At 68.7% G+C, this 20,963-nt stretch carries 20 protein-coding genes; 13 read left to right on the forward strand and 7 right to left on the reverse strand.

Going from position 1 to position 20,963, the window contains the following annotated elements; translation table 11 throughout:
• The first annotated feature begins 125 nt into the window (after positions 1-125).
• The 5 genes from NY1_RS10050 (at position 126) to NY1_RS10070 (ending at position 5,153) form a co-directional block, all read left to right on the forward strand.
• Positions 126-1,364, forward strand: coding sequence for a sensor histidine kinase (locus tag NY1_RS10050; RefSeq protein WP_067710742.1), 1,239 nt, complete (start codon positions 126-128; stop codon positions 1,362-1,364).
• Positions 1,365-1,428: 64 nt separating this feature from the next.
• Entirely contained in the window at positions 1,429-2,058 is a 630-nt protein-coding gene (locus NY1_RS10055; protein ID WP_157762147.1) for a response regulator, read from the forward strand.
• Positions 2,059-2,133: 75 nt separating this feature from the next.
• Entirely contained in the window at positions 2,134-3,261 is a 1,128-nt protein-coding gene (locus NY1_RS10060) for a BTAD domain-containing putative transcriptional regulator (RefSeq protein ID WP_067710623.1), read from the forward strand.
• A gap of 44 nt (positions 3,262-3,305) precedes the next feature.
• Positions 3,306-4,541 carry a cytochrome P450 gene (locus tag NY1_RS10065; protein ID WP_067710624.1) on the forward strand — a complete coding sequence of 412 codons (1,236 nt, stop codon included), beginning with the start codon at positions 3,306-3,308 and terminating at the stop codon, positions 4,539-4,541.
• A gap of 42 nt (positions 4,542-4,583) precedes the next feature.
• Complete coding sequence (locus tag NY1_RS10070; protein ID WP_067710625.1) at positions 4,584-5,153, forward strand: TetR/AcrR family transcriptional regulator; 570 nt, start codon at positions 4,584-4,586, stop codon at positions 5,151-5,153.
• Between the two features lie 6 nt (positions 5,154-5,159).
• Here NY1_RS10070 and NY1_RS10075 read toward each other — a convergent pair whose 3' ends face one another.
• Positions 5,160-5,930: an SDR family NAD(P)-dependent oxidoreductase gene (locus tag NY1_RS10075; RefSeq protein ID WP_067710743.1), complete on the reverse strand. Its 771-nt coding sequence runs from the start codon at positions 5,928-5,930 to the stop codon at positions 5,160-5,162.
• 195 nt (positions 5,931-6,125) lie between these two features.
• Here NY1_RS10075 and NY1_RS10080 point away from each other — a divergent pair, with 195 nt between their 5' ends.
• A complete protein-coding gene (locus NY1_RS10080) occupies positions 6,126-6,734 on the forward strand; it encodes a TetR/AcrR family transcriptional regulator (protein WP_067710626.1) in 609 nt (202 codons plus the stop codon).
• Between the two features lie 24 nt (positions 6,735-6,758).
• Here NY1_RS10080 and NY1_RS10085 read toward each other — a convergent pair whose 3' ends face one another.
• Both NY1_RS10085 and NY1_RS10090 read right to left on the reverse strand, forming a co-directional pair.
• A complete protein-coding gene (locus tag NY1_RS10085; RefSeq protein WP_157762134.1) occupies positions 6,759-7,661 on the reverse strand; it encodes an alpha/beta hydrolase in 903 nt (300 codons plus the stop codon).
• Between the two features lie 23 nt (positions 7,662-7,684).
• A complete protein-coding gene (locus tag NY1_RS10090) occupies positions 7,685-9,145 on the reverse strand; it encodes a flavin-containing monooxygenase (protein ID WP_067710628.1) in 1,461 nt (486 codons plus the stop codon).
• Positions 9,146-9,310: 165 nt separating this feature from the next.
• Between NY1_RS10090 and NY1_RS10095 the strand changes: the two genes are divergently transcribed.
• Positions 9,311-10,351, forward strand: coding sequence for an NAD(P)-dependent alcohol dehydrogenase (locus tag NY1_RS10095; protein WP_067710629.1), 1,041 nt, complete (start codon positions 9,311-9,313; stop codon positions 10,349-10,351).
• Here NY1_RS10095 and NY1_RS10100 read toward each other — a convergent pair.
• Positions 10,348-11,280 (reverse strand): alpha/beta fold hydrolase, encoded by a 933-nt coding sequence (locus NY1_RS10100; RefSeq protein ID WP_067710744.1) that lies wholly within the window; start codon positions 11,278-11,280, stop codon positions 10,348-10,350. The genes NY1_RS10095 and NY1_RS10100 overlap by 4 nt on opposite strands.
• A gap of 8 nt (positions 11,281-11,288) precedes the next feature.
• On the reverse strand, positions 11,289-11,681 hold the full coding sequence (locus tag NY1_RS10105; protein ID WP_067710630.1) for a hypothetical protein: 393 nt from the start codon (positions 11,679-11,681) through the stop codon (positions 11,289-11,291).
• A gap of 229 nt (positions 11,682-11,910) precedes the next feature.
• Between NY1_RS10105 and NY1_RS10110 the strand changes: the two genes are divergently transcribed.
• The gene (locus tag NY1_RS10110) at positions 11,911-13,434 is read left to right on the forward strand and encodes an amino acid permease (RefSeq protein ID WP_067710631.1); all 1,524 of its coding nucleotides are present in this window, start codon (positions 11,911-11,913) and stop codon (positions 13,432-13,434) included.
• Between the two features lie 146 nt (positions 13,435-13,580).
• Positions 13,581-13,871: a hypothetical protein gene (locus tag NY1_RS10115; protein ID WP_174564479.1), complete on the forward strand. Its 291-nt coding sequence runs from the start codon at positions 13,581-13,583 to the stop codon at positions 13,869-13,871.
• 48 nt (positions 13,872-13,919) lie between these two features.
• Here NY1_RS10115 and NY1_RS10120 read toward each other — a convergent pair whose 3' ends face one another.
• Together NY1_RS10120 and NY1_RS10125 are read right to left on the reverse strand one after the other, a co-directional pair.
• Entirely contained in the window at positions 13,920-14,543 is a 624-nt protein-coding gene (locus NY1_RS10120; protein ID WP_067710633.1) for a DUF305 domain-containing protein, read from the reverse strand.
• 99 nt (positions 14,544-14,642) lie between these two features.
• Entirely contained in the window at positions 14,643-15,080 is a 438-nt protein-coding gene (locus tag NY1_RS10125; RefSeq protein ID WP_067710634.1) for a DUF6153 family protein, read from the reverse strand.
• Between the two features lie 118 nt (positions 15,081-15,198).
• On the opposite strand from NY1_RS10125, the gene NY1_RS10130 reads away from it, so the two are divergent.
• The 4 genes from NY1_RS10130 to NY1_RS10145 all read left to right on the forward strand — a co-directional run bounded on the left by NY1_RS10130 (position 15,199) and on the right by NY1_RS10145 (position 20,946).
• On the forward strand, positions 15,199-16,116 hold the full coding sequence (locus tag NY1_RS10130; RefSeq protein ID WP_067710635.1) for a ribonuclease Z: 918 nt from the start codon (positions 15,199-15,201) through the stop codon (positions 16,114-16,116).
• A gap of 69 nt (positions 16,117-16,185) precedes the next feature.
• A complete protein-coding gene (locus NY1_RS10135; RefSeq protein ID WP_067710636.1) occupies positions 16,186-17,874 on the forward strand; it encodes a DUF885 domain-containing protein in 1,689 nt (562 codons plus the stop codon).
• Between the two features lie 432 nt (positions 17,875-18,306).
• Entirely contained in the window at positions 18,307-19,659 is a 1,353-nt protein-coding gene (locus NY1_RS10140) for an MDR family MFS transporter (RefSeq protein WP_067710745.1), read from the forward strand.
• 138 nt (positions 19,660-19,797) lie between these two features.
• Entirely contained in the window at positions 19,798-20,946 is a 1,149-nt protein-coding gene (locus NY1_RS10145) for a class I SAM-dependent methyltransferase (RefSeq protein ID WP_067710637.1), read from the forward strand.
• The last annotated feature ends 17 nt before the right edge of the window (positions 20,947-20,963 follow it).

Below are 20,963 nucleotides of genomic sequence, written 5' to 3' on the forward strand. Positions count from 1 at the left end.
CCGGGTGGTCGCGGCGCGCGGGGTGGGTGACCCGGGTGTCAGCCGATCGGTTGATACGGGCGGGCCGAACGGGCGGCAGAATTAGGGTGTTTGCGCAGATCGATGTCGTGGAGGAGGTGGACCGGGTGACAGTGAAAGAGCGAGAGCGCGGCGATTCGCGGTTGCTCGGGACCATCGTGCATTGCGCGTTTTATGTGTTGCTGGCTGCTTCGGTGCTGCGGTATTTCCTGAAGCATCACGACAGTCCGCGGGCGCCTTGGGTTTTCGCGTTGGCCGCGGTGCTGGCGGTGCTGTATGTGGTGAGCGAGTTGCGGGAGTCGCGGCGGGTTCTGTGGTTCGCGCTGCTGGTGGGCACGTGGGTGGTGCTGGTGTTGCTGGCGCCGAGTTTCGCTTGGTGCGCGGTGGCGTTGCTGTACACGGGGTTGCGGATCCTGCCGCTGCGGGCCGCGTTGGTGCTGGTGACGGCGTTGACGGCGTTGATCGTGATCGCGCAGGTGAAGCTGGCCGGGTGGGCGGATCCGAACCTGCTGCTGGCCCCGCCGGCGGTGGCGGCGATCAGTACCGCGTTGTTCGTCGGGATGCGGCGGCACACCGAGCAGCAGGCCGCGTTGATCGCCGATCTGCGAGCCACGCGGCGAGAGTTGGCCGCCACCGAGCGCCGTGAAGGCACGCTGGCCGAACGGCAGCGGCTGGCCATGGAAATCCATGACACGCTCGCCCAGGGCTTGTCCAGTCAGCGCATGTTGTTGCAGGCCGCCGACCGGATCTGGGAAACCGATCCGGACCGCGCCCGCACCCACATCCGCACCGCCGCCGCCGTCGCCGAGCAAAACCTCACCGAGGCACGCCGTTTCGTCGACGACCTCGCCCCAGCCGATCTCGCCGCTGGCGGATCACTGGTGGCAGCCCTGCACGCTCTAGCTGAACGCGAGGGCACGATCGCCGTGAATGCCCCGGCTGAACGGAAGGGGCCGATCGGCCTGAATGCCCCTGGTCTTTCCTCGGATTCGCCGCCCGCGCTGACAGTGCGGGTACAGGTGGACGGCGAGCCTGCCGCCTTGCCCGGGCAGGTGGAGGCGGCGCTGCTCCGTATCGCCCAGGGTGCGCTCGCCAATGCCCGCGAGCATGCTGCCGCGAGCACGGTGACGCTCACCGTCACTTACCTGGGCGATCAGGTGGTCCTCGATATTGCCGATGACGGAACGGGTTTCGACCCGGCGGCTCCGGTCAGCGGCGAGCAGCGCGGTCACGGCCTGCCCGCCATGCGCGCTCGGCTGCGGCAATTGGGTGGCACGCTCATGGTGGAATCGGCGCCGGGTGAAGGGACCGTACTATCGGCCGTCGTACCCCTGGCTGCCGGATGAAGACACGCAGGTCGTACCCGTGCGCCAGTCGCGCGTTTACCAGGTGGGAGGCCCCGTGGATGCTGTGAAAACCGTTGTCCGGCTGCTGATCTGCGACGACCACGCGGTGGTGCGCGCCGGTCTGCTGGCCTTGCTGGCCAGCGCACCGGATATCGAGGTGGTGGGGGAGGCGGGCAGCGGGACCGAGGCGGTGACGCTGGCCGCGGCCGTGCACCCGGACGTGGTGCTGATGGACCTGCAACTCGGCGCGGATATGGACGGCATCGAGGCGACGCGGCGCATCTGCGCGCTCCCGAACCCGCCGTACGTGCTGGTGCTGACCACTTTCGACACCGACGCCGACGTCACCCGCGCGATCGCCGCCGGCGCCACCGGCTACCTGTTGAAGGCGGAGCGCCCGGAGGAGCTCTTCGCCGCCGTGCACGCCGCCGCCCAGGGCCGTACCGCGTTGTCCCCGCCGGTGGCCGATCGCGTCATGACGCAGATGCGCCGCCCGCGCCCCACCCTCACGCCCCGCGAGCTCGACATTCTGGCCCAGCTCGCGCACGGTCTCGGCAATCGCGAGATCGCCCGCGCCCTGCACATCAGCGAGGCCACCGTGAAAACCCATCTGGCCCGCATCTACGACAAACTCGAGGTGGAGACCCGCGCCGCCGCGGTGGCGGTGGCGAAGGAGCAACGCCTGCTGCCGTGAAACCGGGGGGCGTGAGACGGGCCGGGAAGTTACAGTGGCGGGAGTCTGACCGGGGGCGATGGTGAGGAGTTGCCGATGGCGCAGGTGCGGGCGCAGGTGGGGGTGCTGGGTCCGGTCGAGCTCACCATCGATGGGGTGGCGCAGCAGCTGGGCGGTCCGAAACAGCGAGCGGTGCTGGCCTACCTGGTAATTCATGCCAACCGCCCGGTTTCGGTCGATGCCCTGGCCGCCGCCGTCTGGGAGGAGAACCAGCCCCCCGACGTCCGCGTCAGCCTGCACGCCATCGTGTCCAACCTCCGCAAGCCCCTGCGCGACGGCGGCATCGACGCCCGGAACATGTTGCAGCACATGGGAACCGGCTACCGCATCGTGGTGGAGGAGGCCGCCTGCGACGTCTTCCGCTTCCGCATCCGCCGCGAAAACGGCCTGCGCGCCCTGGCCGCCGGCCGTTTCGCCGCCGCCAGCGAAGCCCTCTCCGACGCCCTCGCGCAATGGCGCGGCCCGGTGCTGTCCGATCTGCGCGGTCTCGGTTTCGCCGACGCCTACGCGGTGGCCCTGGACGATGAGCGCATCGGCGTCATCGAGGCCCGCGCCGAGGCCGATATCGCCCAGGGCCGCGCCGATGCCGTGGTCTCCGAACTCACCCTGCTGGTGCGCGATCACCCACTGCGGGAATCACTCTGGGAGCAGCTGATCACCGCGCTCTACCTGGCCGGCCGTCAGTCCGACGCCCTCGATGCCGCCCGCCGCCTGCGCACCGTGCTCGCCGACGAACTCGGCATCGATCCCGGCCCGCGCATCCGGGAGCTGGAAGCCCGTATCCTGCGCCAGGATTCGCTGAGCGTGCGCGCGGTCGCCGCCGCCTCGGCGACCCGCGCCACCACCATCGTGGATCGCAGCTGGCACGAACCGCAGGCGATCCTGCGCGGCCGCGACGGCCAGGTGTTCCCCATCGTCGGGACCGTGACCCGGATCGGCCGGCTCTCCGACAATGACATCGCGCTGCCCGACGGCCGGGTCAGCCGCCATCACGCCCTGGTCATCGACAACGGCCTCACCTATGTGGTCAAGGATCTGAGCTCCTCGAACGGCGTGTTCGTGGACGGTATCCGGGTGGTGGACAGCGCGATTCTGGCCAATAACGCGACGGTGCGGATCGGCGACAGCGAGTTCACCTTCCAGCTGGTCCGGGACCAAGACTGAAACCGGTTCTAGACAGAATCGAGTATTTGTCTTACCGTCGATGCATGAGTTCAACGTCGTCTCATGCGGTCAAGTTCGAACCGCGCTCGGGCGAAACCTGGCGTGACCCCTGGCCCATGTATTCCGCACTGCGCGAAAACGATCCGGTGCACCACGTCGTGCCCGAAGGCCGCGAATCCGACGACTACTACGTACTGTCCCGGCACGCCGACGTGTACGCGGCCGCCCGCGACCCGCAGACCTTCTCTTCGGCTTCGGGCCTGACCCTCGATTACGTCGGCATGGATGCCATCGGCGGCGGCGTGCTGCGGCCCTTCGTCTTCATGGACCCGCCGGAGCACACCGACTTCCGCCGCCGCGTCTCCCCGGGATTCACGCCGCGACAGGTGAATTCGGTCGAGCCCGCGGTGCGCCGGTTCGTCATCGAACGCGTCGAGAAGCTGAAGGCCGCGGGCGGCGGCGATATCGTCGCCGAACTCTTCAAACCCCTGCCGACCATGGTCGTGGCGCACTACCTCGGCGTCCCGGAGGCCGACCGCGCCAAGTTCGACGAATGGACCTTCGCGATCGTGGGCGGCGCCATCTCCAGCGGCGATATCAGCAAGGCCAGCGGCGACGTCATGGCCGTGATCGGCGAAATGGCCGGGTATTTCACGCAATTGATCGATCGCCGCCGCGGCGAACCCGGCGACGACACTATCTCGCACATGCTGGCCTCCGGCATCGGCGCGGACGGCGACACCGACGGCCTGCTCGCCATGCTCGGCTTCGCCTTCACCATGATCACCGGCGGCAATGACACCACCACCGGAAACCTCGGCGGCGCGGTGCAATTGCTCAGCGCCAACCCCGAGCAGCGCCGCCTGCTGGTCGAGGACCCGAGCCGCATCACCGTCGCGGTCGAGGAATTCCTGCGCATGACCTCACCCGTGCAGGGCCTGGCGCGCACCACCACCCGCGATGTCGAACTGCACGACACCGTCATCCCGGCGGGCCGCCGCGTCCTGCTGCTCTACGCCTCGGCCAATCACGACGAACGCGAGTACGGCCCCACCGCGGAACAACTCGACGTACTGCGCAACCCCAAGCAGATCATGACCTTCAGCCACGGCCATCACCACTGCCTGGGCGCGGCCGCCGCGCGCATGCAGGCCCGGGTGGCGCTGGAGGAACTACTGGCCCGCTGCCCGGAGTTCACCGTGGATATCCCCGACGTAGTCTGGTCCAACGGAAATTACGTCCGCTGGCCCATGTCGGTCCCGTTCCATGTGACCGCCTGAGCCGTGCGGGCGGGGTGACCGCGAATACCGAAGGGACAGCGCATGAGCCGCGATTGGCTGGCAACCGACCGGGCCGACCTGGCGGCCGAGCGGATTCTCGACGCCGCCGCCGAACTGTTCGCCGCACGCGGCGTGACCAATGTCGGCATGGGCGATATCGCCAAGGCGGCGGGCTGTTCGCGGGCCACCCTGTACCGGTATTTCGACAATCGGCAGGCGGTGCGGCTGGCTTTCGTGCATCGCGAGAGCCGCCGCATCGCGGCGCGGGTGGCGGCCGAGGTCGGCGCGGTGGAAGACCCCACCGAGCGGATCATCGAGGCCATGCTGGCCGCGGTGCGCGAGGTGCGCGCCGACCCCATGCTCATCGCCTGGTTCCGGGCCGGCGAGGCGGGCCCGGCGGGCGAGATCAGCCAGGACTCCGCGGTCATCGAATCGCTGGCGACCAGCCTGTTCACCCCGAACGGGCTGGGCGATCCGGAACGCGGGCGGCTGGCGCGCTGGCTGACCCGCATCATCGTCTCGCTGCTGGCCGCGCCCGGCCGCGACGCCGACGAGGAACGCGCCATGCTGACCGAATTCGTCGCGCCGATCCTCGTCCACGCCTTCGCCTGAACCGCGCTACTGCCCGCCGATGGCCGTCACCCCGCCGTCGACGGTGAGGTGGGTGCCGGTGATGAACGAGGCGTCATCGCCGAGCAGGAAGCGCACCGCCCGCGCCACCTCCTCGGCCGCGCCGAGCCGCCCGAACACCGAGCGCGCGGCCTCCTGCGCGATCACCTCCTCGGGGATATTGGTGCGCATCATCGGCGTATCGATGTATCCGGGGCAGACGGCGTTGACGCGAATCCCGCTGCCGCCCAACTGTTGTGCCATGGCGCGGGTGAGCCCCAGCAGGCCCGCCTTCGACGCGCAATAGGCCGGGATGAACGCCTGCCCGATGAACGCCTCGATGGAGGAGATGCCCACCACCGCCGAACCCGGATTGCTCTGCAGATCGGTGAGAATCGCCTGCGTGATGAGCGCCTGCGCGCGCAGATTCACATCCAGTACGGCATCCCATTTCCCGGCATCCAGGTAACCCAGCGGTTCGGCCCGCACCACGCCCGCCGCGTGCACCAGCCCGCCGATACTGCCGAGCGCGGTCCGGGTGGCATCGACCGCGGCCTCCACCGCCGCGATGTCGGTGACGTCGACCGCCACGGCCATGGCCGTCGTGCCGTACTTCTCGCGGACGGCCGCCGCTGCGGTCCGCGCGGCCGCACCCGCCACATCCCACAGCGCCACCGGCCGTCCGGCCTCGGCCAGCGCATACGCGCAGGCCAGCCCGATCCCGGAAGCGCCACCGGTCACGATCACGCCCGTGCCGGGCGAGTAATCAGCAGCGGCCATCAGTTTCACCTTTCGTCCAGGAGACGGTGACCGGGTGGCACACCGCCGGGAATTGCCCGAGGCCCGCCGCGTGTGCCGTGCAGCCGTCGCCGGATGCCTGCCCGGTAGGGCGAATCGCCGCTGGCAGAGCTGTTTTCGCGGCTGCGCGGTAGGTGGGCGGGAACCGCACGGCGGCCGGTACGCCACAATGAGGCCATGTCGTCTCGTGCCCTCTCGGCCACCTTCACCACCGTGCACCCGCTGTCCAGCAGTCAGCGGGAACGGCGGCAGCGGCTGCTGGTCGCGGCGCGCGAACTGGCGGGGCAGGGCGGGTACGGGGCGGTGACCATGCACGCGGTGGCCGACCATGCCCAGCTGGCCAGGGCCACGGTGTACCGGTATTTCGGCAGTAAGGATCAGCTGTTGACCGCCGCCGGGGTGGAATGGGCGCGCGAGATCGCCGAAGAGCAAGCGCGGGGCGGGATTCGGCTGGCCGGGGGCTCGGCCGCGGAGCAGATGGCGGAACTCATGGCGGCCGTGATCGACCATTCCGCCGCCGAACTGCCGCTCATGTCGGCCATGGTGTCGGCCATCATCTCCGGGGACCGCACCGCCGACCGGGAACGCCGGGCGCTCTACGCGATCATGCTGGAGCGTTTCGATCAGATCATGGGTGACGATCTCTCCGCCGAGGAGCGCGCGGACATGTCCTACCTGCTCGGCCAGCTGATGCTGGCCGCCCTCACCAGCCTCTGCCTGCTCGAACAACCCGCGAAGCTGGTGCGCGACATGGCGATCGGGGCCGCGCATCGCCTGCTGCCCTGAGCGGTGAGCGAGCGCGGCCATCGGTCATTCTCCCGAGCGGTAGCCGGTGTGATGGCCGTACAGGGCTTCGGTGAGGGGCTTCGCCAGGTCCGCGATGGCTTCGCGGGAGGCTTTCATGGGCATGGCGTGGAAGACGTGCCACAGGCCGCGATACTCCCGATGCCGCAGCGGCGCACCGGATTTCGCGGCGTGTGCGGCGAACCGGCGGGCGTCCCCGGCGAGCAGGTCGTCGCCCGCCGATTGCAGCACGATGGGCGGCAGTCCGGTGATGTCGCGGTGCACCGGTGACATCGCGCGCCGTTCCGACTCGGGAACGCCGGGCAGGTAGGCGTCGATGCAATCGCGCATGAGCGAGCCGGTGAGCAGCGGTTCGCGAGGCGAATCGCCTTGGAATGCCGATGATTCGGTGCTGTAGTCGAGCACCGGGCAGATCATGGCGAGCAGTGCGGGCTGCGGCCAGCCCTTGGCGCGCAGCCGCTCGGCGAGATCCAGGGTGAGCGTGCCGCCGGCCGAATCACCCGCGACGGCAATCTGTTTCGCCGGAACGCCGCGTGCCAGCAGGGCGCGGTACGCGGCGAGCACATCGTCGATCGCAGCGGGCCACGGATGCTCCGGGGCGAGGCGGTAGTCCAGGGCGTAGACGGTGGTGTCGGTGGCCGCCGCCAGGGGGCCGGTGAGCGGCCGGAGCATGGCGGGGGCTCCGCTGACGAACCCGCCGCCGTGCAGATACAGGATGGCCGCATCGGTGGGAGCGTAACGGGGCGTGAGGATTTCGGCAGGGGTGCCGCCGAGCGAGCCGGTCGTCACCGTCACGCCCGCGGGCGCTTTGACGAAACGGGTGCCCGCGACCAGTCGCCGCCGGACCCGGTCCCAGTCCGGGGCGGGGCCGAACGACCACCGGCCGATCAGTCGCGACAGACCACGCATCGAGGAAATCTGCACGGGCCCGCTCACTTTCGGGCGCCGGCGCGTTCCAGCCGGTAGTCGACCGGATCGGGGGCGCTGCGAATCAGTTTCTCGTAGCGGCCCGGACTCCACGGCCACAATTCGGGCAGTCCGTCCTTGCCGAGATACCAGCTCCGGCAGCCGGTGGTCCACACGGTGCTGGGAGCGGCGGCTTTGAGGCGCGCGTTGTACCGGTCGGTGGCGGCGTGGGTGGGCGCGAGCGCGCCGAATTCGCCTGCCTGCCAGCGCTTCAGCCAGCCGACGATGCGCGCGGACTGCGCTTCGGCGACCGCGGTGAGCGGGTGGTTGGCGAACGGGCTGTGCGGGCCGATGAGCATGAACAGGTTCGGGAAGTCGGGCATCATGACGCCCTCGAAGGCGCGCGGCCCGTCCGCCCAGGCTTGATCCAGGGTGCGTCCGGCGGTGCCGGTGATCGCCATCGGCCGCATGAAGGCGTGCGAGTCGAATCCGGTTGCCAGCACCAGCATGTCGAGCTCGTGCAGCACGCCGTCGGCGGTCACCACCCCGTCCGGTTTCACCTGTTCGATACCGCTGGTCACCAGTTTCACATCCGGCCGCTGCACCGCCGCGTAGAAACGGTCCGACACCACCAGCCGCTTGCACATGGCCTGATAATCGGGGGTCAGCTTGGCGCGCAGTTCAGGATCCTTGACCGACCGCAGGTTTCGCGCCACCACCCACTGGATGAAGCGCCGGATGCGTCCCGGGTGCACCAGCCCCTGCGAGAACGCCGCGAAGATCATCCGGTGCATGCCGTAGACCAGTGTGTTCAAGGCCGGCACCCGCCGGTAGATCGCCTTCGAGATCGGCGTGTAGGCGCGATTGACGGTCGGCAGGATCCACTGCGGAGTGCGCTGGAAGAGCGCCACTTTCGGCACCTGCCCGGCGAGTGCGCTCACCAGCTGGGTGCCGGTCGATCCAGTGCCGATCACCCCGATCCGCTTACCGGCCAGCTCCACCTCGTGATCCCAGCGCGAGGAATGCACCACGGGCCCGGCGAATTCGGTCAGCCCGGGGATGTCGGGCCGGTTCGGGTGGTGCAGGAAACCCGTTGCGCACATGACGAAGTCGAAGCGCGCCGTCGTCCCGTCGGCGGTGCCGACCAGCCAGCCCTCCGCATCGTATTCGGCCGAGGTCACCTCCGCGCCGAAGCGGGTGTGTGCGGGCAGGCCGTGCTCGCGCGCGACCCCGGCCAGATAGTCCTTGATCTCCGGCCCGGCCGAATACAGCTGCGTCCATTCGGGATTCATGGCGAACCGGAACTGGTAGTACCGCGACGGCACATCGCACACCAGTCCGGGATAGGTGTTGTCGCGCCAGGTCCCGCCGTAGTCGGCGGCCTTCTCGAAGATGGTGAAATCGGTGAATCCGGCCCGCTGTAGAGCGACGCCCATGCAGATGCCGGAGATGCCGGCCCCCACGATGGCGATCCGCGGTTGCTTCATGGGACGGCAGCCTAGACAGGAGTCTCATTCCCCGGGGGCGTTTTGGCGAACACCATTAGACATTCCGTCATTCGCTAGACACAGTGTAAAGCGAATGCTACCTTGTGCGCCAGATCACACGCGAGAAAACGCGGCGTCACTCGTGAGAAACACAGAGGAAGCACCATGCGAGCACTCCAGTGGACCGGCCCGGAAACGGTGGTAGTCAACGACATTCCGGTCCCCGACATCGGACCCAACGACCTGCTCATCCGGGTCGGCGCGGCGGGCGTCTGCCACTCCGACCTGACCCTGGTCAACTTCCCGATCCAGCTGCGCGAGGATCCGCTGACCCTCGGCCACGAGATCGCCGGCACCATCGAGGCCATCGGTTCGGACGTGACCGGCCGCGAGATCGGCGAGCGCGGCGTGGTGTACCTGTTCTGGACCTGCGGTGTGTGCCGGGAGTGCGTGAGCGGCAACGAGAACGTGTGCCTCGCGGCGGGCCGCGTCGCCATGCCGCCCTGCCCGGGCCTCACCATGGAAGGCGGAATGGCCGAGTACGTGCGCATTCCGGCCGGCACCTTCGTGCCCATCGGCGATCTGGACTTCATCCAGGCCGCCCCGGTCGCCGACGCGGCGCTGACCGCCTACCACGCGATTCGCGGGACCAAGGACGTGCTGCGGCCGGGCGGCACCGCGGTCGCCATCGGCATCGGCGGGCTCGGGCACGCGGCCCTGCAGATCCTGCACGCGATCAGCGGGGTGCGCGTGATCGCCGTCGATTCCGCGCCGGAGAAGCTGGAACTGGCCGCGGCCTGCGGTGCGGACGTGAGCATTCTGGCCGCCGACGACACCGCCGAGCAGATCCTGGACCTGACCGACGGCCGCGGCGCGGAAGCGGTGTTCGACTTCGTCGGCGTCGACAGCACCGCCAAGCTGGCCGTCGAGACGGTGGCCCCCAACGGCGCGTATCGCATGGTCGGCATCGGCGACGGCAATCCGGGAATCACCGCCGGACCCGCCGGTGGCCCCGGACTGCCGTGGGGCGCGACCGTGCGAAAGTCGCTGGGCGGCACCAGATCCGACCTGCACGCCTGTGTGGCGCTGGCGCAGGCCGGGAAGCTGCACATGGAGGTGGAGCGCTTCGATCTGGCCGAGGGCCCGGACGCGTTCCAGCGCCTGGACAAGGGCCTGATTCGCGGCCGTGCGGTGCTGGTGCCCTAGTCCGCACCCGGATCGACCTCGGCGAGAAAGGTTTTCACCCGCGCCGCGATCTCCTCGGGGAATTCGCCGTTGATGGCGTGCGATGCTTCCGGCCACACTTCGAACTGCCCGGCCGGCACCAGTTTGCGCGCCTTCGCGGCCAGCTTCTTGGACTTGTGCACGATGCTGCGCCCGGCGAAGATCCCGAGGAACGGGATCTCGAGACCCGAAAGCTGTTCCTTCGAAGGCTGTTTCACCATCGGCAGGTAGGCGGCGAAATCCTTCATGCCCGAGGCGATGAGCCGCCCCTCGGGCAGGTCCTGCGGCGCTTGCACGCCCCCGGAGATCCAGCCCAGCAAGCGATTACGCCATTTGTCCGGCATGCCCGGCAGTACCGAGCCCAGCGACACCATGATCATTTTCCAGGTCACGCCGCCGAAGACGAACGGTGCGTCGAAGGTGATCAGCGCGGCCACCCGCTCCGGATGGTGCACGGCCAGATTCACCGCCGACCAGCCGCCGATGGACACCCCGAGCACGGGCACCGGCCGCGGTTCCAGCGCCGCGAGCGCCTCGGCCAGCCATCCGGCCTGATCGGCATCGTCCTGCAGGGGCTTGGTCTGCACGCTCGCGCCGGGTTCGCCCAGCAGATCCAGGGTCAGCACCGGGCGCAGGGCGGTCAGGCCGGGCAGGTTCGCCGCCCACATCGGGGTCGCGGCCTGCCGTCCCGGCAGCAGGACCAGCGGCGTGGCCGGGCCGTCGCCGAAACGATAGGCCCGCACGGTCCCGAAACTCGTCGGCACATCCACGGATTCGCGGACGGCGGGCAGCTGGGCGAAGCCGTCGAGATACGCCGCTCGATACCGCTTGTACCCTGCGGTCTCGCGGAAGTACCCGATCCGCTTGCCCTTCCACTTCGGACCCACATTGTGCTCGGGAAACTCGACCATGCCCTCGATCATTCCTCGGCCGCCCGGTACTCGCGCAGCGGCCCCGGCACCCCGCGCACCGCCAGCCACTCCAGCATCCGCACGCCGTCGGCCAGCGGCGCGTGCTCGGGCCAGCCCTCCCAGCGCACCGAATTGCCGTGATGCAGGGTCACCGTGGCCAGGGTGGCGTCGGCCGCGTCGAGGAATTCCAGGGCCACATCGCCTAGGCAGCGGCAGATGAATCCGGGCAGATCGGCGATGCGCAGCGACTCCCGGAGCGCCTGCATCGCAATCGGATCGCGTTCCTCCAGCAAAGGGTCCGGATCGCCGCGCAACTCCCGCACCCGCACCCGCTGTGCGCCGGCGAGGATCCGGTCCAGCGCCTGCGGATCCCCGCCTTCGAACTTGCCGCCGGACCGCATAGCTAACCCTATCGGGACCGGCCGGTCGCTGGGGAGCGTCGGGAGTGGGTAATCGTCAGGTGTAATTCGGCAAATGTTGTCCAACCAGTTGCTGAACTGGTTCGTACCAGTGGGTGATACGGTTCGCTGTGACGCCGACAACTCAGGTCTCGCCCCGGGATCGAGAGCAAGGACCCGGGAAGAGGCGTGAACTGCACAGTTGCCGAGAAGCCCAGATATAGGAGAGACAGTGGCGACTCCGGACCCTCAGCCTGAGGCGGTCGGCCCCGCGGCCACCCGCACCACCGGCTTGTTCCGCACCAAGACGGTCGAACAGTCCATTCGCGACACCGACGAACCCGACGCCAAACTCCGCAAGGACCTGACCTCCTGGGACCTCACCGTCTTCGGTGTCGCCGTGGTGGTCGGCGCGGGCATCTTCACCCTCACCGCGCGCACCGCCGGCAATCACGCCGGACCCGCGGTCTCGCTGGCCTTCGTCTTCGCCGCCATCGCCTGCGGCCTGGCCGCGGTCTGCTACGCGGAATTCGCCTCCACCGTTCCGGTCGCGGGCAGCGCGTACACCTTCTCCTACGCCACCTTCGGCGAACTCGCCGCCTGGATCATCGGCTGGGACCTCATCCTGGAATTCGCGCTCGGCACCTCGGTCGTGGCCAAGGGCTGGTCGCAGTACCTGGGCACGGTCATGGGCGGGCACATGCCGATCTGGCACTTCGGCTCGGTCACCTTCGACTGGGGCGCGGTGCTGCTGATCGCCATCCTCGGCGTGCTGCTGGCGCTGGGCACCAAGCTGTCCTCGCGGGTGTCCGCGGTCGCGGTCGCCATCAAGCTGGCCGTCATCGCACTCGTCGTGGTGGTCGGCGCGACCTACTTCAAGCTGGACAACCTGAAGCCGTTCATTCCGGCCTCGCAGCCGGTCGCCGATGACACCTCCGGCCTACGCCAGACGCTGTTCGCGCTGGTCACCGGTGGCGGCGGCACCACCTACGGCTGGTACGGCCTGCTGGCCGCGGCCTCCATCGTGTTCTTCGCCTTCATCGGTTTCGACGTGGTCGCCACCGCTGCCGAGGAGACCAAGGACCCGCAGCGCAATGTGCCGCGCGGCATCCTCGGCTCGCTCGCCATCGTCACCGTGCTGTACGTGGCGGTGTCGCTGATCCTCACCGGCATGGTGCCCTACACCGAACTGCAGGGCGACAATGCCACGCTGGCAAGCGCTTTCGCCATCAACGGCGTGACCTGGGCCAAGAACATCATCTCGATCGGCGCGCTGGCCGGTCTGACCACCGTGGTCATGGTGCTGTTCCTGGGCCAGACCCGGGTGCTGTTCGCCATGTCCCGCGACGGCCTGATGCCGCGCTCGCTGGCCCGCACCGGCCCCAAGGGCACCCCGGTCCGGATCACCGCCATCGTCGGCGTGGTGTGCGCGCTGCTGGCCGGGTTCGTGGACTTCGGCACGCTGGAGGAAATGGTCAATATCGGCACGCTCTTCGCGTTCGTGCTGGTGTCGCTGGGCGTGCTGGTGCTCCGCAAGACCCGCCCCGACCTGCCGCGCGGCTTCCGCGTGCCGCTGGTGCCGCTGATTCCGATCCTGTCGGTGGTGGCCTGCGCCTGGCTGATGTTCAACCTGTCGGTGGAGACCTGGCTGCGGTTCATCGTCTGGATGGCGCTCGGGCTGATCGTCTACTTCGCCTACAGCCGCAAGCACTCGCTGCTCGGCAAGCGGCTGGAGAGCAGCAAAACCGGTAGCTGATCGGCTGCTCGAGTTCGGTGCCGGTGGTGTGTCGTCCCACGGACGACCTGGCGGATGCGGTTCAATTGTCTCGACTAGTGAGAGTTGTGCCACAAGTTCCGCCCCGCCAGCACCGTCTCAGCATCCGAGAGGAACCGATCGTGAGCATGCTCCTCGCCGCCGTGCACGACACGTACACCACCGTCGTCGCGCAGATCGGCAATCCGACCCCGGAAACCCCGCCGGTGGCTGACAAGCTGATGAAGCTGGTCCGCTACTTCACCTGGTTCACCATGCTCTCCGGCGTCACCGCCATCACCTACGGCGGCGGCCGTTTCGCCTGGGAGAAGTGGAGCGGCGGCGGCCTGGAATCACCGAAGATGGTGGCGGGCGCCATGATCGGCGGCGCCACCGCCACCAGTGCCGGGACCATCATGAACGCGGTCATCGGCAGTTAGCCACCACGGGTGCGCCGGATCCGGCGCACCCGTTGCCTTTTCGCTGGACTAGTTCTGGGCGAGCATGCGGTTCATCTGATCGATCTCACCCTGCTGCGCGCCCGTGATGGCCTGCGCCAGGGTCTTGGCGTCGGCGTTCTGACCGGTCGCCAGTTCGGTGTTGGCCATGGCGATCGCGCCCTGATGGTGCTCGATCATCATGCGCATCCACATCTTGTCGAATTCGGCGCCGGACAGCTTCTCGAGCTGCTTCATCTGATCGTCGGTCATCATGCCGGACATGGCGTGACCGCTCATGGTCGCGCTCGGGGCGGGTTTGCCGAACGCCTGCAGCAGGGTGCTGATCTGCTGCATCTCCGGGGACTGGGCCTGCTCGACGCTCTTGGCCAGGGTGATCAATTCCTGGTTCTGCGAACGCGACGGGACCAGCTTTGCCATCTCCACCGCCTGCGCGTGATGCGGGTACATCATCTGCAGGAAGGTGATGTCGGCGGCGTTGAAATCGGTGTGGGGGGCCGAGCTGCTCGCGGCCGGGGCGCTGCTGGAGCTCGCGCCGTGATCCATGCCGGGCATGGAACCGTCCTTGTCGTCGCTGCTGCTACAGCCGGCGGTGAGCAGCGCGACGGCCGAGGTCCCGGCGACGAGGGCGAGCTTGATGCGGGTGCTGAACATGGTTGTACTCCTTGGCGATTGCGAAGATTGCCGTTGAATCCGGAAAAGGGCATGCGAAAACCCGCGTCCGCGTGGGGGCTACGCGGCAGCGGCGGCCCATCAGATCCGCAGAATCGCCAAATCGGCCAGGGTGAGCACCGTCCAGGGTGGGGGACGGGCCCGGTGCGCGCGCGGCTGGCGCACCCGCACGGTGGTGGTTTCCCGGTCGCGTAGACCGACCCAGCCGAGCAGGGCCAAGCCCAGTCCGAGCAGCAGGGCGGAGAGGACGAACAGGCAGCCATGCATACCGGCGTGCCCGCTGTCGCAATCGCCGCCGCAGCCGGGCATGGTCGTCGCGGCGTGCTCCTGCGGCATGACCGCGGCGTGCTCTTGCGGCATGGCGGCGGCCGTCACCGCCGCGTGGGAGCCGCCGGAATGACCGGATTCGGCGTGCGACATGCCGAAGACCACGGCGTGCATCGCCACTATCCCGGCCAGGAGGGTGAACAGCCCGAACGCCCGGATACACCGGGTGCCACGTGCCTGCTGTTCGACCACGGGGCCAGTCTAGTGGTCGTGCCGTGCGCTGTTTCGATACCCCTGCCTGGTATCGCCGGTGACGCGCCCGGGCTGCGCCGCCGCGAGGATCGGCCGACCGGGCGGTAGCCTGGCGGCCGTGTCACAGCGCGAACTGGTCATCCTCGGGACAGCCAGCCAAGTACCGACCAAGCAGCGCAATCACAATGGTTATCTGCTGCGCTGGGATCGGGAGGGTCTCCTCTTCGATCCGGGTGAGGGCACCCAGCGGCAGATGAGTTTCGCCGGCGTGGCGGCCAGCGGGATCACCCGGATCGGGATCACGCATTTCCATGGCGACCACTGTTTCGGGCTGCCGGGGGTGCTCGGGCGCATCAATCTGGACGGGGCCCTGCATCCGGTCGACGTGTACTTCCCGGCCTCGGGGGAGATCTTCTACGAACGGCTGGTCGACTCCTCCGCGCACAATCGCCGGGTCGAGCTGCTGCCGCATCCGATCACCGAGAACGGTGAACTGCCCGCGCCCGGAGCCGATTTCAGCCTGCGGGCGGCGCGGTTGTCGCATCCCGTCGAAGCGTTCGGCTACCGGCTCGACGAACCCGACGGCATGCGATTCATTCCGGAACGCCTGCGCGAACTGGGACTCGCCGGGCCGGTGGTGGGCAAGCTGCAGCGGGACGGGCGAGTCGAAATCGACGGGCGGGCAATCACTCTCGACGAGGTCAGCGAACCCCGGCCGGGGCAGAGTTTCGCGTTCATCATGGACACCCGGCTCTGCGACGGCGTGTACGACCTGGCGCAGAACGTGGACATGCTGGTCATCGAGGCCACGTTCAGCGATGCCGACGAGGAACTCGCCGTCGAATACGGACACCTCACCGCCGGGCAGGCGGCCTCGGTGGCGGCCAAGGCGGGCGCGCGCCTGCTCGTGCTCACCCACTTCTCCCAGCGCTACCGCACCCTCGACCAGCATCTCGCCGATGCGCGCGCCCATTTCGACGGTGACATCGTGGTCGCCGAGGATTTGATGCGCATTCCGGTGCCGCCGCGGCTCTGATCCGGGCGGCGCCCCGGCGCGCCGTGCGCGAAGATGCCCGCTCGGGGACAGCGGGCGGGGTGCGCGGGCATGATGGTTCGCATGGACGCGCACGACGAACTCATCTCTCTCGCGGATCGGTACTGGGATGCCATGCTGGAGTCCGCGCCCAGTGAGGCAACGCTGTTGGGGGACAGGCGTTTCGACGATCGCATCGAAGACCTGTCGGAGGATGCCGAGCAGCGGCTGCTGAGCACCTGGCGGGGGCTGCTGGCCGAGGTGGACGCGCTCGATCCGGAACGGCTCGACGCGCAGGATCGGATCACCCGGAGCCTGTTGCGGACCGAACTCGCTTCCGCCGCATCGCATTTGGAATGGCGGCCGGTGGAGATGGCCTCGGATCAGATGACCGGGGTGCATGCCGGGATGCTGACCATGGCGCCGCAGCTGAACGCGCCGGAGCCGGTGCACGCCGAGCAGCTGGTGCAGCGGTACCGGCAGTTCGGGGCGTTGATGGAGCAGGCGGTCGCGCGGTTCCGGGCCGGGCTGGCGGCGGGGCGGCGGCCGGCGCGGATCACCATCGAACGTTCGCTCAATCAGCTCGACGGGTACCTGGGGTCGGATATCGCCGCGGATCCGTTCGTCACCTTCCCGGGGCCGGTGGATTGGGATGGTGAAAAGGCTTGGCGTGCTGATCTTTCCGAGGTGACCCGCGATGTCATCCGCCCGGCGTTCGCCGCGTACCGGGCTGCCCTCGCCGAGGAACTGCTGCCCGCCGCGCGCCCCGACGACCAGCCCGGCCTGTGCTGGCTGGGCGACGACGGCGCGGATGTGTACCGGCGGTTGCTGCGGCATCACACCACGCTGCCGGATCTGGGTGCGGAGCAGATCCATCAGCTGGGGCTGGACGAGCTCGAAGGGCTGCGCGGTGAATACGCCGAGGTCGGCGGGCGCTTGTTCGGGCGCACCGAGCTCGGTGAGATCTTCACCCGGCTGCGTGAGGACCCTACGCTGCGCTATGCCGACGGCGAGGAGATCATGGCCGACGCGCGTCGGTATCTCGCTGCGGCACAGGCGGAAATGGGTAACTGGTTCGGTCGGCTCCCGAAGCAGTCCTGCGACATTCTGCCGGTGCCGGAGTTCCTAGCCGCCGACGCGCCCGCCGCCTACTACTTCCCGCCCGCGGCCGATGGGTCCCGGCCGGGCGCGTATTACGTCAGCCTGCACGAGCCGAAGGGCAAGAACCGCTACGAGACCGCCGCGGTGGCCTACCACGAGGCGATCCCGGGGCATCACCTCCAGTTGACCATCGCCAACGAACTGGAACAACTGCCCCGCTTCCAGCGCATGTCCTTCTCCAACACCGCTTTCGTGGAAGGCTGGGCTCTCTACACCGAGCGGCTGGCCGACGAAATGGGCTTGTACGCCGACGATCTCACCCGCATCGGGATGCTCGCCGCCGACTCCTGGCGCTCCTGCCGCCTGGTGGTGGACACCGGCCTGCACGCCAAGGGCTGGACCCGCCAGCAGGCCATCGACTTCATGGTCGCGAACGCCCCCGTCGGCCTGGAGGAGATCCGGATCGAGGTGGACCGCTACATCGCCATGCCCGGCCAGGCCGTCGCCTACAAGGTCGGCCAGCTGGAAATCCGCCGCCAGCGCGCCGCCGCCGTTACCCGCCTCGGAAACGCTTTCGACATCAAGAACTTCCACGACGTAGTGCTGGGCTCCGGCTCGGTAAGCCTCCCGGTACTCCGCGAACTGGTCGCCGGACTGTAAGCAACCGAGCCTCCCGACGCCGTGCGAACGTCGGACATTCGCCGCAGTTGTGGCGGAGTTCCTGCCGGCGGTGCTGCCGCGGCGGCTGCTCGTGGCGGAGTTCCTCCGGCTGTTGCTGCTGCGGCGTTGTCGGGCGGTATTGCTGGTGACGGACTTCCCGCCTGGCGGTGTTGCAGCTGGCAGAGTTCCTGCCCCGTTGTGCTGCTGCGACGCCGTTGTCCGGGGGTGCTGGCGGAGCTTGCTGCCCCTCCTGCTCCGGCCGGGTCGCCGCTACTGCGGCGACCCGGCCTTGCCTTCTTTTTCCAGGAGAAATGGAATAGCGGCCCCCGGGTGGTGTTCGATTCACTTAGTGAGTTGGGCTAACGAAAGGGTTTGCCGGTGACGGACACGGAAGTGGGGGCGTCGATCGGCCTGCGGTCGGAGCGCGGGCCGATGCTCGCGGCGCTGATGCTGGCTACCTCGCTGGTGGCGCTGGACTCCACGATCATCGCCACCGCCGTGCTCACCATCACCGATCAGCTCGGCGGGTTCTCGCAGTTCCCGTGGCTGTTCAGCATTTACCTACTGGCGCAGGCGGTTACCGTCCCGATCTACGGCAAGCTCGCCGACATGCTCGGGCGCAAACCCGTCATGCTGTTCGGCATCGCGGTCTTCGCGCTCGGCTCGCTGCTCTGCGGGCTCGCCACCAGCATGCCCGCGCTCATCGCCTTCCGGGCGGTGCAGGGCATCGGCGCGGGCGCGGTCGGGCCCATGTCCATCACCATCGCCGGCGATATCTACACCCTCGCCGAACGCGCCAAGGTGCAGGCGTACCTGGCCGCGGTCTGGGCCACCTCCTCGGTGCTCGGGCCGCTGCTGGGCGGCGTGTTCTCCGAATACCTCAGCTGGCGATGGATTTTCCTGGTCAACCTGCCGCTGGCCGCGCTCGCCGCCTGGATGATCGTGCGCAAGTTCACCGAGGTCGCCCCGCGGCAGCGCCATCGCATCGACTATCTCGGGGCGGCGCTGCTGACGGTCGGCGCGGGCGGGCTGATCCTCGCGCTGCTGGAGGGCGGCCAGGCCTGGTCGTGGACCTCGCCGATCAGCCTGGGGCTCTTCGCGGGCGGCGCGCTGGTGCTGGTGATCTTCGGCCTGGTCGAACGGCGCGCGGTGAATCCGATTCTGCCGCTGTGGGTTTTCACCCGGCGCATCCTGGTCGCCAGTTCGCTGGTCTCGTTGCTGGTCGGCGCGGTGCTGCTCGGATTGACCTCGTACGTACCGACTTTCGCCCAAGGCGTGCTCGGCACCAGCGCCCTGATCGCCGGGCTGACCGTCGGCGCGCTCACCCTGGGCTGGCCGCTGTCGGCCTCGCAGTCCGGAAAGGTGTACCTGCGCATCGGATTCCGCTACACCGCGCTGATCGGCAGCACCCTGGCCGCCGTCGGCGCGGCCTCGCTGCTGCTGGTCGGCGCGCACAGCACGCTGCTGCAGGTGGCGTTCGGGTGTTTCATCGTCGGCACCGGGATGGGCCTGGTCGCGAGTCCCACCCTGATCGCCGCCCAGGACAGCGCCGAATGGTCCGAGCGCGGCGTGGTCACCTCGACCAATATGTTCGCCCGCAACCTGGGCAGCTCGGTCGGCGTCGCGGTCTTCGGCGCGATGGTCAACTCCCGCATCGGCAATACCGACCATCCCGCGCCCGAGGCGCTGTCGGACGCGGTGCACCTGGTCTTCATCGGCGTGGCGGTGATGGCCGCCGTCATGATCGGGGCCTCGGCCATGATGCCGCGCCGCGCGCCCCGGTGAATTTCGAGTATTCGGCGAAAAGCAAGATCAGCACGTGAATTGCGGGCTCGCAGAATAACACCGGGGTCGAATAGGTTGCCTTTCGCATTTAACCCGGCCGAATGCGACGCGGCGGCAATGATCTAGCACACTGTAGGTGTGGTTGAGGTCGAGGAGTTGTTCGGACGATTGCGGCGGTATCCGGATGTGGAGGCGGTGAACCTCTACGCGGTGGATGCCGCCGATCGACTGCTGCTCGATGTGGCCGCCGATTCGCTGGCCGCCGCCGGCGACGGCCGGGTGGCGGTGATCGACGACGGCTACGGGGCGCTCACCCTGGGCGCCGTCGCCGCGCACGACCTGCACGGGGTGCGGGTGCACCAGGACCTGCTCACCGGCGAATTGGCGCTGGCCAACAATGCGCGCGCGGCCGGGCTGACGGATCGCTACGGCGTGCACGAGCTGGGGCGCGGGCTGCTCGAGGACGTGCGGGTGGTGCTGTGGCGCCTGCCGCGCGCGCTCTCCGGGCTTGCCGAAATCGCCGATGCGATCGCGCGTTTCGCCGCCCCCGATGTGGAGGTGTTCGCGGGCGGGCGGGACAAGTACCTGACCCCGGCGATGAACGAGGTGCTGGCCGAATCCTTCGGATCGGTGCGGGCCAGCCGGGGACGGCAGAAGTCGCGCATCCTGCTGGCTACCGAGCCGAAACCGGTGGGGGAGCCGCGGTTTCCGATGCGGAACAAACTGGACGATCGGGAACTCGAGGTGGTGGCGCACGGGGCCGCGTTCTCCGGGCCGCGGCTGGATATCGGGACGCGATTCCTGCTCGACTACCTGAAACGAATGAAGCCCGATGCCCGGGACGCCATCGACTTGGGTTGCGGGACCGGCATTCTCGCGGTGGCGCTGGCGCAATCCCGGCCGGGCATCCGGGTGACCGCGACCGACCAGTCCGCGGCGGCGGTGGCATCGACGCGGGCTACCGCCGAGCTCAATGCCGTCGCCGACCGGGTCACCGTGCTGCGCGACGACGCCATGTCCGGCGCGCCCGACAACAGCGCGGATCTGGTGCTGTGCAATCCACCGTTCCATGTCGGGGCGGCGGTGCACACCGGATCGGCCATCAAGATGTTCCAGCAGGCGGGGCGGGTGCTGCGGCCCGGCGGGGAACTGTGGACGGTTTACAACACGCATTTGAATTACCGCGGCGTCATGGAGCGCATGGTCGGGAAAACCGATGTGATGGGCCGGAATCGGAAATTCACGGTGACGCGTTCGGTGCGCGGGCTGCACGACGTCCGGGAATGAGTGGCGGCCGTCCGGAA

Source organism: Nocardia yamanashiensis NBRC 100130 (assembly GCF_001613325.1).
GTDB lineage: Bacteria > Actinomycetota > Actinomycetes > Mycobacteriales > Mycobacteriaceae > Nocardia > Nocardia yamanashiensis.

Excerpts from the sequence above, each read along its gene's own strand:
- NY1_RS10105 (WP_067710630.1), bottom strand. The coding sequence starts at position 11,681 with ATGCGGTCCGGCGGCAAGTTCGAAGGCGGGGATCCGCAGGCGCTGGAC.
- NY1_RS10085 (WP_157762134.1), bottom strand. The coding sequence starts at position 7,661 with ATGCGTGGTCTGTCGCGACTGATCGGCCGGTGGTCGTTCGGCCCCGCC.
- NY1_RS10075 (WP_067710743.1), bottom strand. The coding sequence starts at position 5,930 with ATGGCCGCTGCTGATTACTCGCCCGGCACGGGCGTGATCGTGACCGGT.
- NY1_RS10070 (WP_067710625.1), top strand. The coding sequence starts at position 4,584 with ATGAGCCGCGATTGGCTGGCAACCGACCGGGCCGACCTGGCGGCCGAG.
- NY1_RS10140 (WP_067710745.1), top strand. The coding sequence starts at position 18,307 with ATGCTCGCGGCGCTGATGCTGGCTACCTCGCTGGTGGCGCTGGACTCC.
- NY1_RS10060 (WP_067710623.1), top strand. The coding sequence starts at position 2,134 with ATGGCGCAGGTGCGGGCGCAGGTGGGGGTGCTGGGTCCGGTCGAGCTC.
- NY1_RS10065 (WP_067710624.1), top strand. The coding sequence starts at position 3,306 with ATGAGTTCAACGTCGTCTCATGCGGTCAAGTTCGAACCGCGCTCGGGC.
- NY1_RS10135 (WP_067710636.1), top strand. The coding sequence starts at position 16,186 with ATGATGGTTCGCATGGACGCGCACGACGAACTCATCTCTCTCGCGGAT.
- NY1_RS10090 (WP_067710628.1), bottom strand. The coding sequence starts at position 9,145 with ATGAAGCAACCGCGGATCGCCATCGTGGGGGCCGGCATCTCCGGCATC.
- NY1_RS10080 (WP_067710626.1), top strand. The coding sequence starts at position 6,126 with ATGTCGTCTCGTGCCCTCTCGGCCACCTTCACCACCGTGCACCCGCTG.
- NY1_RS10115 (WP_174564479.1), top strand. The coding sequence starts at position 13,581 with ATGCTCCTCGCCGCCGTGCACGACACGTACACCACCGTCGTCGCGCAG.
- NY1_RS10120 (WP_067710633.1), bottom strand. The coding sequence starts at position 14,543 with ATGTTCAGCACCCGCATCAAGCTCGCCCTCGTCGCCGGGACCTCGGCC.
- NY1_RS10095 (WP_067710629.1), top strand. The coding sequence starts at position 9,311 with ATGCGAGCACTCCAGTGGACCGGCCCGGAAACGGTGGTAGTCAACGAC.
- NY1_RS10100 (WP_067710744.1), bottom strand. The coding sequence starts at position 11,280 with ATGGTCGAGTTTCCCGAGCACAATGTGGGTCCGAAGTGGAAGGGCAAG.